General features: G+C 61.4%; 9 protein-coding genes. 8 read left to right on the forward strand and 1 reads right to left on the reverse strand.

Annotated elements, in window-relative coordinates; genetic code table 11:
- Window positions 1–69 precede the first annotated feature (69 nt).
- The 4 genes from RQ593_RS07485 (at window position 70) to RQ593_RS07500 (ending at window position 6,157) form a co-directional block, all read left to right on the forward strand.
- Window positions 70–1,470 (forward strand): amino acid permease, encoded by a 1,401-nt coding sequence (locus tag RQ593_RS07485; protein WP_311450235.1) that lies wholly within the window; start codon window positions 70–72, stop codon window positions 1,468–1,470.
- A gap of 242 nt (window positions 1,471–1,712) precedes the next feature.
- Entirely contained in the window at window positions 1,713–1,982 is a 270-nt protein-coding gene (rpsO, locus tag RQ593_RS07490) for a 30S ribosomal protein S15 (protein ID WP_005507098.1), read from the forward strand.
- Between the two features lie 423 nt (window positions 1,983–2,405).
- Window positions 2,406–4,625 carry a polyribonucleotide nucleotidyltransferase gene (locus RQ593_RS07495; protein ID WP_005507901.1) on the forward strand — a complete coding sequence of 740 codons (2,220 nt, stop codon included), beginning with the start codon at window positions 2,406–2,408 and terminating at the stop codon, window positions 4,623–4,625.
- Window positions 4,626–4,825: 200 nt separating this feature from the next.
- Complete coding sequence (locus RQ593_RS07500; RefSeq protein WP_311450236.1) at window positions 4,826–6,157, forward strand: pitrilysin family protein; 1,332 nt, start codon at window positions 4,826–4,828, stop codon at window positions 6,155–6,157.
- Window positions 6,158–6,348: 191 nt separating this feature from the next.
- On the opposite strand, the gene RQ593_RS07505 is transcribed toward RQ593_RS07500, so the two are convergent.
- On the reverse strand, window positions 6,349–8,295 hold the full coding sequence (locus RQ593_RS07505) for an acyltransferase family protein (RefSeq protein ID WP_311450237.1): 1,947 nt from the start codon (window positions 8,293–8,295) through the stop codon (window positions 6,349–6,351).
- 253 nt (window positions 8,296–8,548) lie between these two features.
- Here RQ593_RS07505 and dapB point away from each other — a divergent pair, with 253 nt between their 5' ends.
- The 4 genes from dapB (at window position 8,549) to RQ593_RS07525 (ending at window position 13,219) form a co-directional block, all read left to right on the forward strand.
- A complete protein-coding gene (gene dapB / locus RQ593_RS07510) occupies window positions 8,549–9,319 on the forward strand; it encodes a 4-hydroxy-tetrahydrodipicolinate reductase (RefSeq protein WP_311450238.1) in 771 nt (256 codons plus the stop codon).
- 9 nt (window positions 9,320–9,328) lie between these two features.
- Window positions 9,329–9,991, forward strand: a complete 663-nt coding sequence (locus tag RQ593_RS07515; RefSeq protein WP_070847180.1) for a tetratricopeptide repeat protein — start codon at window positions 9,329–9,331, stop codon at window positions 9,989–9,991.
- 194 nt (window positions 9,992–10,185) lie between these two features.
- Window positions 10,186–11,121 carry a 4-hydroxy-tetrahydrodipicolinate synthase gene (dapA, locus tag RQ593_RS07520; protein WP_070600699.1) on the forward strand — a complete coding sequence of 312 codons (936 nt, stop codon included), beginning with the start codon at window positions 10,186–10,188 and terminating at the stop codon, window positions 11,119–11,121.
- Between the two features lie 382 nt (window positions 11,122–11,503).
- On the forward strand, window positions 11,504–13,219 hold the full coding sequence (locus RQ593_RS07525; protein ID WP_049348890.1) for a ribonuclease J: 1,716 nt from the start codon (window positions 11,504–11,506) through the stop codon (window positions 13,217–13,219).
- Window positions 13,220–13,346: the final 127 nt, after the last annotated feature.

The raw sequence follows: 13,346 nt of genomic DNA on the forward strand, positions 1-13,346 counted from the left end.
TGAGGCACCACCCGATACGTTTCCCCGCCACCGGCGGGTACACCCCACGAGGTAAAGGAAAAGAAGAAGATGAATACCAGCCCGGACTCATCCCCGGTACAGCAGGGAGCAGAGGCTTCCGAGAACCCGCAGCTAGCGCGTGGACTCTCCCTGCGCCACATCATGTTCATCGCCCTCGGCTCCGCCATCGGCACCGGCCTGTTCTACGGCTCGGCATCCGCCATTCAGCTGGCGGGCCCCTCCGTGCTGCTTGCCTACGTTATTGGCGGCGCGGCAGTGTTCATGGTGATGCGCGCAATGGGCGAACTCGCCCTGGCGCACCCGGTCTCCGGTGCATTCTCCGAATACGCCACCCGCTACCTCGGACGCTGGGCTGGCTTCGTGACCGGCTGGACCTACGCCCTGGAAATGGCGCTGGTCGCCATTGCGGACGTCACCGCCTTTGCCGTGTACATGAAGTTCTGGTTCCCGAACAGCCCCTCCTGGATTTGGATCGTCTCCGTCCTGCTGATTCTGCTCGCCATTAACCTGGCGAAGGTCAAGGCATTCGGCGAGACCGAATTCTGGTTCACCCTCGTGAAGGTCAGCGCCATTATCGCCATGATTGTTGGCGGCGTGATCCTGCTCTTCGTGGGCGTGCAGGCGCACGACTCCGTGGCGCCCTCCGTCACGAACCTCTGGGCTCTTGAAGGCGGCTTCTTCGCGAACGGATTTACCGGTTTCCTCGCCTGCTTTACCGTGGTGATGTTTGCCTTCGGCGGTATCGAGAACATCGGTATTGCCGCCGGTGAGGCGAAGGACCCGCGCACCTCAATCCCCAAGGCGATTCGCACGGTGCCGTTCCGCATCCTCATCTTCTACATTCTGACCCTGTCGGTCATCATGTCCCTGTACCCCTGGTACTCGGTGACGAAGGCGAACTCGCCGTTCGTGCAGATCTTTGAGGGCCTGGGCATTCCGGCCGCCGCGTCAATTCTGAACGTGGTCATCATTACCGCCGCGATCTCTGCGCTGAACGCGGACGTGTACGGTGCCGGCCGCATGATGTACGGCCTGGCGAAGCAGAACCTGGCACCGGCCTCCTTCGCGAAGGTCACCAAGAACGGTGCACCCTGGATGACCACCCTCATCATGGTGCTGGTCATGGCGGTCGGTGTGATTGTGAATGTGCTCTTCGAGAACGCGTTCGAGGTGGTCGCCTCCCTGGCAACCTTCGCGACCATATTCGTGTGGGTCATGATTCTGCTGGCGCACATTGCGTTCAAGCGCAGCGGCGCCGATACCGAAGCGCAGCCGGTGCGCCAGCCCCTGTGGCTGAGCTACCTGGCGTTGGCGTTCATGATCTTTATCGTGGTGCTCTTCGGTTGCTTCGCCGATACCCAGCTGGCGCTGGTGATGGGCGCAATCTGGTGCCTGTTCCTGCTGGGCTACTACCGCCTCGTGGTGGTCCGCGCTCGCGCTGAAGCATAAACACAAAATAAACGTAGGGCCCGGTGTGAGAGCCATACTGTGAAGCCCGGCGACCGGTAGTGTGATGAGCTACCTGTCGCCGGGCTTCTGCTCACCCTTCCACGAAAGCGCCCCGGTAGCGTAGAATGGGAAGAACGCGTCTGCAGTCCGCAGTAGACGACGTGTATTACAGGGCGTAAGCCCACCACCCGGCGGCAACCGTCCGTACGGGACGTATGCGGTACTAACTCTAGGAGTTAAAAGTGGCACTGGATCCCGCTGTCAAGCAGGCAATCATCAAGGAATACGCAACCCACGAGGGCGACACCGGTTCGCCCGAGGTTCAGATTGCAGTTCTGTCTCGTCGTATCGCCGACCTGACCGAGCACCTGAAGTTCCACAAGCACGATCACCACTCCCGTCGTGGCCTGATGATCCTCGTTGGTCGTCGCCGCAACATGCTCGGCTACCTGAAGAGCGTCGACATCGAGCGTTACCGTTCGCTGATCGAGCGCCTGGGTCTGCGCCGATAAAACAGGAGCGTCTTGACGCTTTTGTGGTGATTAATCGCCTTTAGGCGGTGTGTGCGGACGTGCTGTCAGCACTACCAACCCTCCAACACGGAGGCGGGTAGCGCCAGCGCGTCCGTACTGCCGCGTTGAGGGGCGGGCGCATCTTCCGCTCGCTAGATTCCAGCACTAGATTCCAAGGCTAGATTCCAGCGCTAGATTCACAGCGAGAAATCGGTAGAAGACGCCACCCCACCTGAAAGAAAGAACAGAAGGCCGTGCCGGCACACACGCCGCGGTCCTCGGTAGCGAATTACGGAACAACACCACCCCCACAACCGTGCCGACACACGTCGAGCACACGAAAAGGCGGGGGAGAGGTGCCGTGGTTTCCTATCGAAGGCCGACTCGTGCGCCGTACGGCCTGCCAAGAAGAAAGAAGGAACCGTGGAAGGTCCCGAAATCAAGTTTGCTGAAGTCGAAATCGACAACGGCATTCACGGTAAGCGCCACGTGCGCTTTGAAACCGGCCGCCTCGCAAAGCAGGCTGCTGGCTCCGTCCTCGTCACCATCGATGACGAGACCACCCTGCTCTCCGCAACCGCAATCGGCAAGTCTCCCCGCGAGGGCTTCGACTTCTTCCCGCTGACCGTGGACGTGGAAGAGCGCATGTACGCAGGCGGCAAGATTCCCGCATCGTACTTCCGCCGCGAAGGCCGCCCCAGCACCGAAGCAATCCTGGCTGCACGCCTGATTGACCGCCCGCTGCGTCCCGCCTTCACCAAGGGCATCCGCAACGAGGTGCAGGTCGTTGTGACCGTCCTGACCTACGAGCCGGACGAAATCTACAACACCTTCGCAATCAACGCTGCATCCGCATCGACCTCCCTGTCCGGTGCGCCGTTCAACGGCCCCATCGGTGGCGTGCGCATGGCACTGATCGACGGCCAGTGGGTTTGCTTCCCCAAGTACTCCCAGCTGGAAAACGCAGTGTTCGACATGGCTGTTGCAGGTCGTATCGTCACCAAGGCTGACGGTACCGAAGACGTCGCCATCATGATGGTTGAGGCAGAAGCAACCGACAACTCCTGGAAGCTCATCAAGGAAGACGGCCAGACCGCCCCCACCGAAGAGATCGTTGCAGAGGGCCTGGAAGCAGCTAAGCCCTTCATCGCAGCACTGTGCAAGGCGCAGGCTGACCTGGTGGCTCGCGCAGGCAAGCCCGCCCTGGAACTGCCCTTCTTCGGCGGCCACGGCGAAGACGTCGACGCAGCAGTTGAAGCATTCGCAGCAGACCGCCTGGCAGAGGTGTACTCCATCGCTGGCAAGCAGGAACGCGAAGCAGCAGCAGCCGAGCTGCAGGAAGAGCTCATGGAAGCTCTCACCGGCGAAGGTAAGGAATTCGAAGAGCGCTCCAACGAGGTCTCCGTAGCATTCGCTGCCCTGACCAAGCACGTGGTTCGCCAGCGCATCCTCACCGAGCAGGTCCGTATTGACGGCCGCGGCCTGACCGACATCCGCCAGCTCACCGCTGAGGTTGAAATCCTGCCCCGCGTTCACGGTTCCGCTCTCTTCGAGCGCGGCGAAACCCAGATCATGGGTATCACCACCCTGAACATGCTCAAGATGGAGCAGCAGCTGGACTCCCTGCACCCGGTCAAGTCCAAGCGCTACATCCACCACTACAACTTCCCGCCGTACTCCACCGGTGAGACCGGCCGCGTGGGTTCGCCCAAGCGCCGCGAAATCGGCCACGGTGCACTCGCAGAGCGCGCAATCACCCCGGTGCTGCCCTCCCGCGAAGAGTTCCCCTACGCAATCCGTCAGGTCTCTGAGGCCCTGGGCTCCAACGGCTCGACCTCCATGGGCTCGGTCTGCGCATCGACCCTGTCCCTGCTGAACGCCGGTGTGCCGCTGCGCGCACCCGTTGCAGGTATCGCAATGGGCCTGGTCTCTGACGAGGTTGACGGCGAGACCCGCTACGCAGCCCTGACCGACATCCTCGGCGCGGAAGACGCACTGGGCGATATGGACTTCAAGGTGGCAGGTACCTCCGAGTTCGTGACCGCTATCCAGCTGGACACCAAGCTCGACGGTATCCCCGCATCCGTGCTCGCTGGCGCACTGACCCAGGCACGTGAGGCACGCCTGCACATCCTCGAGGTGCTCGTCAGCGCGATTGACGCACCGGATGAGATGAGCGAGTTCGCACCGCGCATTATTTCCGTGAAGATCCCGGTTGCCAAGATCGGTGAGGTCATCGGCCCCAAGGGTAAGATGATCAACCAGATCCAGGAAGACACCGGCGCAGACATCTCCATTGAGGACGACGGCACCGTGTACATCGGCGCAGCTGACGGCCCCTCCGCCGAGGCTGCCCGTGCGGCAGTGAACGCTATCGCTAACCCGCAGGTTCCCGAGGTGGGCGAACGCTACCTGGGTACCGTGGTGAAGGTGACCGACTTCGGCGCGTTCATCTCGCTGACCCCCGGTAAGGACGGCCTGCTGCACATCTCCGAGATGCGTAAGCTCAACGGCGGCAAGCGCGTTGTTGACGCTGAGGACGTTGTCTCCGTGGGCCAGAAGGTCCAGGTGGAGATCACCAAGATTGATGACCGCGGCAAGCTCTCGCTGGCACCGGTCGTTGAGGGTGGCGACGACGAGTAGTCGTAACCCCCGCTAAGTGATGAGGGGCGTTCGGCGCACCCGGTGCGGTTCATTCCCCGCCGGATGCACCGGGCGCCCCTTCGCTGTGCTTGCCCTGCATCTTTTGACGCTCACCCGCCCCACCAACTGTGGGACTGCCTACAGGTAGTGGGGCGGGAATGCTTACCTTCAGACGTACCTGTTGAAAGGTTCTTCTCTCTATGTCTATTTCCCTACCCGTCGAGCTTGAGGCCATCGCCGAAGAGCTCAACTACGAGCACGGCCGCCTCATCTACGAGGGTGTAGGCGGTAACGAGGTGCGCCGCTCCATCCTGCCCGGTGGCGTACGCGTGATTACCGAAAAAATGCCCGGGACCCGCGGCGTATCCATCGGATTCTGGGTGGGAGTCGGCTCCCGCGACGAAGCCCCCGGAATGCTCGGCTCCACCCACTTCCTGGAGCACCTGTTGTTCAAGGGCACCGGCACCCGCACCGCCCTGGACATCGCATCCTCCTTCGACGCGGTAGGCGGCGAATCCAACGCCCTGACCGCTAAGGAGCACACCTGCTACTACGCGCGTGTGCTCGACGATGACGCACCCATGGCGGTGGACGTCATCACCGACATGGTCACCAACGCCCTGCTGGACCCGGCTCACCTGGAACAAGAACGCGGTGTGATCCTCGAAGAGATCGCCATGGACCAGGACGACCCGACCGACGTTGCTTTCGAGAACTTCGTGGAGCAGCTCATGGGTGAGAACCCGCTGGGCCGCCCCATTGGCGGTACCCCGCAGGAGATTACCGAGGTGCCGCGTGACGCCGTGTGGGAGCACTACAAGCGCTACTACACCCCGGACCGCCTGGTCATTTCTGCCGCCGGTTCGCTGGAGCACAGCACCATGGTCCGCCTCGTGCTGGAGGCGCTGACCCGCTACGGCTGGAACCTACAGGAGGGCGTGGCACCGGCACCGCGTCGTGTACGCACCGACAGCGGCATTGTTCCGCTGAGCGAGCTGCGTGAGGTGGAGAAAGGCTTCGAACAGACCAACATTGTGATGGGCAGCCCGAGCATTATCGCTGGTGACGACCGCCGCTACGCAATGAGCGTGCTGACCAGCGCATTCGGTGCGGGCATGTCTTCGCGTCTGTTCCAGGAGATTCGTGAGAAGCGCGGTCTGGCGTACAGCACGTTTGCGTTCTCCGGTGCGTACTCGGATGCCGGCTACTTCGGCATGTACGCCGGCTGCCTGCCCGCTAAGACCGAGCAGGTGCGCGAGGTCATGGGCTACGAGTTCGATAAGCTCGCCACCGCCGGTATTACCGAGGAGGAGCTGACGAAGGTCCGCGGCCAGCTGGCCGGCTCCACCGTGCTCGGTAGCGAGGATTCGGGCTCGCGCATGTCCCGCCTGGGCCGCGCCGAGCTGGACTCTGGACTGTTCACGAGCACCGATGAGCTGCTGGAGAAGATCCGCGCGGTCTCCCTGGAGGAGGTTCGCGACCTGGCGGCGTACCTGGGGCAGCAGCAGATGATTACCACCATCGTGCGCTAACCCTCAACGCGAATAAGGCACAAAAATGCCCGTTCCCACACCCCACTAAATCGGGGGAGGGAACGGGCATTTTGTTTGTATCGGTGTCTAACGCAGAGGCGCTTCTAAGAAGTGCTTCCGAGCGTTCTGCCGCCCATGCTCTTGACGCTCAGCATGAGCGGCAGCACCCGAAAAGAAACCTCTGAGAGCTACTACTTCTGTGCCTTGGCAATAGCCTCCATCAGCACCTGAGCGTACAGCTCCTGACCGGCAGCCTCAGGGTGAACGCCGTCAGAGGCCAGCAGACCGCTCTGAGTCTGCAGAGCCTGGCGGATCGTAGAGTTCCAATCCGCAATAATTACTCGGTTAGAATGCTGAGCCGCAAACTCACGAATCTTACCGTTCGAGTAGTCAATCCAGGTCAGGTTGCGCGGACCGTAACCGGTGACCAGCACCAGCTTAGAATCGGCAGGCATAGCCGCCAGAACCTCGTCGAGCTGACCATCCAGAATAGTCGAGTTCGCGGTCACCGACAGCACGAAGGTCTTACGAATCTGGCCGTTGGCACCCATGGACTTAATAATCGGCAGGGCCTTGGCGATGGTGCGTGCTTCCTGCGCGTCAATAGTTGCTTCGGGCATCTTGTCGTACAGCTCGGGGGATACCGCCACCACAATGGAGTCACCCACAATGGTCACCTGCGAGGAGTTCACCGAACCGGTTGCAGCCTTCGACGCCGAGGGACTTGCCGAAGCCTTCGCGTCCTTACCCGTTGCGCTCGGGCTTGCCGATGCGCTCGCAGCCTGCGCCTCCTGGCGCGCCTTCAGACGTTCAGCGGCGGCACGCTTGCCGTCCTCAACGGACTGCTGCGCGGCGGTCATAGCGGGAGCGGTGTGCACCGCCAGGCCGGTCGAAGCAGCCGCCACAACAACAGCCAGAACCACCGAAACCGGCAGGAACTTAGTGCGCGAGGACTGGAACGCCGCCACCGCACGGTTAGCGCTACCGCGGAAACCGTAACGGCGAATCGGGGTCTCAACCCAGCGGAAAGACATCTCCGCGATAGCGAAGGTCGCCACCAGAACACCCACGTTCACCAGCGGGGAGCGGTCCGCACCCAGAGCGTAGTGCATGACCACGGCGAGCGGCCAGTGCCACAGGTACAGGCCGTAGGAACGTTCGCCCACCCAACGCAGGGGAGCGAAGTTCAGCAGGCGACGCAGCATCTCGGATGCGCCAGCGAGCATATCGGGCAGCATGCCCTGAATCACGCCCAGCGCCAGCAGGGAAGCACCGAACAGACCCCAGGGAATCGCACCGGGTGCAGATTCGGGAACGAGGATTGCGTAGGGAATCAGCGCGAACAAGGACAGCCAGCTGATCATGACGCGGGCGAAAGCGACCAGGCCGAAGGGCTGAGCCACGCGGTACAGCACGGACTGCTGCAGCGGTGGGTACAGCGACCAGGGGCGCGCAAACGCCAGCAGGGCGCCGAGTAGCAGGCCGTACAGGTGAGTATCGGTGCCGTAGTAGACGCGGCTAATGGGTGCGCCGGATATCAGTAGTGCGGTAGCAATGCTCAACGACGCAATAATGCCCAGCACCATAACCACGCTGAAGCGACGCCACGAACGGCGCAACAGCACGCCGGCGCCAACAATCAGCAGCGGCCACACCACGTAGAACTGTTCTTCCACTGCCAGGGACCAGAAGTTCGTGAAGAGCTCCGGGGAGGTCTGCGCGAAGTAGTCGTTACCGGCAAAAATGGAAATCCAGTTGGACGAGAAGGTCGCCGCACCGGCGAGCTGTCGGCCGAGGTTCACCTGAATATCGCCGCCAATGAGCAGGCTGACCGGTCCCATGACCAGAATCAGCAGGGCGATGGCGGGAAGCAGTCGGCGGGCACGGCGAATCCAGAAGTTGCCCAGGGCAATTTTTCCGGTGAGAGCACCTTCACGCAGAAGCAGGGAGGTAATCAGGAAACCGGAGATGACGAAGAAGATATCCACGCCAATCATGCCGCCGGGTAGTACGGTGGGCCAGAAATGGTACACCATCACGAGGAGCACAGCGATTGCTCGCAGGCCGTCCAGACCCGGCAGAATATAACGCCGGTTAGCCTCATCTGGACGCACGGAGGAGGTAAAGAGGGACTTCATACTGTCTGTGTACTCCGTAGGACGGAAATTATAGAAATACTTCCTAATTATATGGTTGCTATCTTTAGATGACGGATAAATGCCCGTATATGACGCATATAAGATTTTGTTTTTATACTGCTGAGGTTCTGCAGGGTATCTCATCTCGTGTGTGTGATGGCGTGAACTGCGCCCACACGGGGGATAATAGAGGCTGTACGTCACAGCGTCTGCCCCATCGTCGGGGTGCTCATAAGTTACGGAGGAGAGAATCATGACCCACGAGGGTAACGAAAAAATCTGGAAGGTAGCGGTACTTGGTGCCGCGGGCCGTATGGGTTCTGAGGCGGTGCGCGCCGTCAACACCTCCGCAGACATGGACCTGGTGGCGGCACTGGGCCGCGGCGACGACCTGCAGGAGCTGGTCGATGCCGGTGCAGAGATTGTTATTGACCTGACCGTTCCCGATTCCAGCGAGGCGAATGTGCGTTTCGCGGTGGAGCACGGTATGCACGCGGTGGTCGGTACGACCGGTTGGACCCCCGAGCGTCTGAACTCCCTGCGCGAACTGCTGGCTGAGCACCCCGAGGTGGGTGTGCTCATCGCCCCGAACTTTGCGATTGGTTCGATTCTCGCCACCGAGTTCGCGGCGAAGGCGGCACGCTACTTCGAGTCGGTAGAAATCATCGAGATTCACCACCCGAACAAGGTGGATGCCCCCTCCGGCACCGCCGTGCACACCGCCCGCAAGGTTGCCGCCGCCCGCGCGGAGGCTGGCGTGGGTGCAAGCCCGGACGCCACCACCTCCGACCCTTTGGGTTCGCGCGGCGCCGTGATTGACGATATTCACGTGCACGCGGTGCGTCTGCGCGGCATGGTGGCGCATCAGGAGATTCTGCTGGGTGACCCCGGTCAGCAGCTGGTGATTCGTCACGATTCCTTTGACCGTGCCTCCTTCATGCCCGGCGTGTTGCTGGGCGTGCGTGAGGTGGCGGCGCATCCGGGTTTGAGCGTGGGCTTGGACGCCTACATGGATTTGTCGTAGGGGAGCGTTATGTCTGAACAGACTTCACCCGAGAACTCGCAGGTATCTTCCGAGGCTCCTAGCCCCTGGTGGACGTCGCTGCGCCTGTGGACCGTCTGCGCATGCGTGCTGATGGTTCTGACCGTGCTGATTCTTCCGCTGCCGCTGACGGCGCGTGCCTCTATTCTGGGCGTGCTGATTTTTAGTGCCGTCTTCGTGACGGTGGATGCGGGCGGATTCGGTAAGACCTTCGCGGCGCTGACCTGCGCGCTGCTGACCCTGTACCTGGTGCATATTGCGCAGCAGGGGTTCGTGATGCTGACCTCCGGCTCTGTGGCGGGCATTGTTCTTGGTGCGGGTATGATCCTGCTTCCGATTCTGGGTGCGTGGGCGCTGGTGCGTGAGGTGCTTTTCGGCGCTCGTATTCAGCGTATGGCTCAGGAGCTGGCGGCTTCAGACGAACTGGCGGAGGATACCCTGCCTCGCACCCCTGCGGGTCGCGTGGATCGTGAGGCTGCGGCGGTGGAGTTTGAGGGCTTCGCGGCGGCGGTTGAGCAGGACCCCGAGAACTGGAAGGCGTGGTTCAACCTGGCGTGCATGTACGATGCCGGTGGTGAGCGCAAGCGTGCCCGCGCGGCGATGCGTAATGCGTGGGCGTTGCGTTCGGGCGGTGCAGCGAAGGGTATGCGGTAGGCGCTGTCCTTGGCAGTCCGTAGCCGGTACCGCATTTAGTTTCGGTATGAGGCTGATAACGCCGAGGCTGTGTGCCCGGTTTCATAGGCTCTCGCGGAAGTACCGCGGGTTTGAAAGAGTCCGAATAGTAGAACACGTATGAAAATTTATGCGTTCTATAGCAAAAATCTGCATTTCGGGCGTACTCTGGACATATGTCTGAGAACCTTTCGAACCCCGGTACTTTTGTTGAGCCCGTCTTCGGTCGCCTCCTGACCGCAATGGTGACCCCCTTCGCCAAGGACGGTTCCGTTGACGAAAAGCAGGTCGCGGACCTGGCGAACTACCTTGTGGAGAACGGCCACGACGGTCTGGTGGTCTGCGGTACCACCGGTGAATACTCCACCATGACCGATGACGAGAACGAGCGTGTCTTCCAGATCGTGAAGGACACCGTCGGCTCTCGTGCGAAGATTATTGCCGGTGTTGGTTCGAACGACACCGCACACACTATTGAGCTGGCGCACCGCGCCGAAAAGATTGGTGTGGACGGCCTGCTGGTCGTAACCCCCTACTACAACAAGCCGACTCAGCCGGGTGTCTACGCCCATTTTGCGACTGTTGCTCAAGCAACTGAGACCCCCGTCATGCTGTACGATATTCCGGGTCGTGCGGGCATCCCCATCGCACCCGAAACCTACCGCCGCCTGGCAGAAATTGATAGTATTGTAGCGGTGAAAGACGCCAAGGCAGACTTCGGCGCCGCAACCGAAGTCATGGCAACCACCGACCTGCACTACTACAGCGGCGATGACGGACTGACCCTTCCCTGGATGGCAATGGGCGCCGTCGGCCTCGTTTCGGTGACCGCACATGTGGCACCCGCACTCTTCCGTGCCCTGATTGATGCTGTTGTTGCACAGGATTTGGTGGAGGCGCAGCGTCTTCACCTGGAACTGACTCCGATTGTCCGCGCAACTATGGGCCGTGCGCCCGGTTGCGTTGCCGCCAAGGAAATTCTTTCCTGGCAGGGTGTGCTGGATGAGCCCGTCGTTCGCCTGCCGCACGTACTCTCCGAGCCGGAGGTGGCACAGGCTATGCGAGCTGACCTGCTCTCCTCGAGCATCGCTCACACCCTCAAGAACTCCTAAACTTTGACGCATACCCGGCGCACGCAATGGCGTCGGGAGCGTATATATAGAGGAATTCGGCTACCCTACGCCCCGCTTTCGGGGCGAGTGATGTAGCCAACGGATGCGGACTCCACACCTAACACTAGGTGAGGGGTCCGCTCTGGCGTATTGTCGCGGTTTACCGCCCAATGATTCGGCTCCCACTCAGACAGGGGTCCAACTTAGTCAGAGGCACCCGAGCACTACGCCCCGAATACTTTTGAATACTTTCGGTGATTTGGACGCACCGGCAGCACCACCGCCTCGGCACATGAGAGTCGGCTGGGGTGCTTGCGGTACGAAGCGTCGCCTACGAATCACAGACATCACAAGAAAACATAGAAGAAAGAGGAGACACACGATGAGCGTCTTTGAAGCGAATCTTCCCCTGCCTCCCCGCCTGAAGAAGGACACCCTGCGCGTGGTGCCCCTGGGCGGTCTGGGCGAAGTCGGTCGTAACATGACCGTGTACGAAATCAACGGCAAGCTGCTGATTGTTGACTGCGGCGTGCTCTTCCCCGAAGAGTCCCAGCCCGGCGTGGACCTGATTCTGCCCGACTTCAGCTACATTGTCGACCGTCTGGACGACGTGGTCGCCATGGTGCTGACCCACGGCCACGAGGACCACATCGGTGCGGTTCCTTACCTGCTGCGCCGCCGCCCCGACATCCCCCTGGTCGGCTCCGAACTGACCCTGGCGCTGGTCGAGGCGAAGCTCGCCGAGCACCGCATCAAGCCCTACACCCTCGCGGTGAAGGAACACCAGGTGGAGCGTTTCGGCCCGTTCGAGTGCGAGTTCGTTGCTGTGAACCACTCGATTCCGGACGCACTGGCTGTTTACATCCGTACCAAGGCTGGCAAGGTTCTGCACACCGGTGACTTCAAGATGGACCAGCTGCCGCTGGATGGCCGCATCACCGACCTGCGCCACTTCGCTCGCCTGGGCGAGGAGGGCGTGGACCTGTTCCTGCCGGACTCCACCAACGCTGAGGTTCCCGGCTTCACCCCGACCGAGAAGCACATCGGTCCGGTGCTGTCGAACGTATTCCGTGACGCGAGCGGCCGCATCATTGTGGCGTCCTTCTCCTCGCACGTTCACCGTGTGCAGCAGGTTCTGGACGCAGCCGCTGAGCGTGGCCGCAAGGTCGTGCTCGTGGGCCGCTCCATGGTCCGCAACATGACCATCGCTGAGAAGCTGGGCTACCTGAAGGTTCCCGCCAACGTGCTGGTGGACCTGAAGAAGGTTGACGACTACCGCCCCGACCAGATCGTGATGATGTGCACCGGTTCGCAGGGCGAGCCGATGGCGGCACTGTCGCGCATGGCGAACGGTGACCACAAGATTCAGATTGAGCCCGGCGACACCGTGGTGCTCGCCTCCTCGCTGATTCCCGGTAACGAGACCAGCGTCTTCCGCATCATCAACGCCCTCATGAAGCTGGGCGCTAACGTGGTGCACAAGGGCAACGCGAAGGTCCACGTTTCCGGTCACGCTGCCGCGGGTGAGCTGCTGTACTGCTACAACATCCTCAAGCCGAAGAATGTTATGCCGGTTCACGGCGAGGTTCGCCACCTGATTGCTAGCGGTGACCTGGCGATGGAGACCGGCGTTCCGAAGAAGAACGTGCTGCTCTGCGAGTCCGGCACCGTTGTGGACCTGCGCGATGGCGTGGCGTCCGTGGTGGGCGAGGTTCCCTGCGAGTACCTGTACGTTGACGGCCGCTCTGTCGGTGAGGTCACCGAGAGCGACCTGAAGGACCGCCGCATCCTGGGTGAAGAGGGCTTCGTGTCCATCGTGACCGTGGTGGATCGCGCCACCAAGCGCGTGGTGACCGGTCCGGATATTCACGCTCGCGGTATCGCTGAGGACGACTCGGTCTTCGACGAGATCGTTCCGAAGATTACCGCCGCTCTGGAGGATGCTCTGCACCGCGCACCCGAAAAGGTGCACACCGTGCAGCAGCTGCAGCAGATCGTGCGCCGCACCATCGGTGCCTGGATTTCTCGCCGTCTGCGCCGCAAGCCCATGATTGTTCCCGTGGTTGTTGAGAACACCTCGAAGGCTGCGAAGAACTAACACTCTGCGCGAGGCTAAATGCCTGTCATAGCGAAAGGCGGGGTCGATACATTGGTGTCGGCCCCGCCTGCCGTGTATCTGCGGAACGTATGGGTGAAAGCTGCGTGAAAGCTAGGCGAAAGCGAAC

The sequence above is a fragment of the uncultured Rothia sp. genome, assembly GCF_963507905.1.
In the GTDB taxonomy this organism is placed as follows: domain Bacteria; phylum Actinomycetota; class Actinomycetes; order Actinomycetales; family Micrococcaceae; genus Rothia.

Bases quoted from the DNA above. Each gene is read 5' to 3' on its own strand.
- RQ593_RS07485 (WP_311450235.1), top strand. From the start codon at position 70: ATGAATACCAGCCCGGACTCATCCCCGGTACAGCAGGGAGCAGAGGCT.
- RQ593_RS07500 (WP_311450236.1), top strand. From the start codon at position 4,826: ATGTCTATTTCCCTACCCGTCGAGCTTGAGGCCATCGCCGAAGAGCTC.
- RQ593_RS07505 (WP_311450237.1), bottom strand. From the start codon at position 8,295: ATGAAGTCCCTCTTTACCTCCTCCGTGCGTCCAGATGAGGCTAACCGG.
- dapB (WP_311450238.1), top strand. From the start codon at position 8,549: ATGACCCACGAGGGTAACGAAAAAATCTGGAAGGTAGCGGTACTTGGT.
- RQ593_RS07515 (WP_070847180.1), top strand. From the start codon at position 9,329: ATGTCTGAACAGACTTCACCCGAGAACTCGCAGGTATCTTCCGAGGCT.
- dapA (WP_070600699.1), top strand. From the start codon at position 10,186: ATGTCTGAGAACCTTTCGAACCCCGGTACTTTTGTTGAGCCCGTCTTC.
- RQ593_RS07525 (WP_049348890.1), top strand. From the start codon at position 11,504: ATGAGCGTCTTTGAAGCGAATCTTCCCCTGCCTCCCCGCCTGAAGAAG.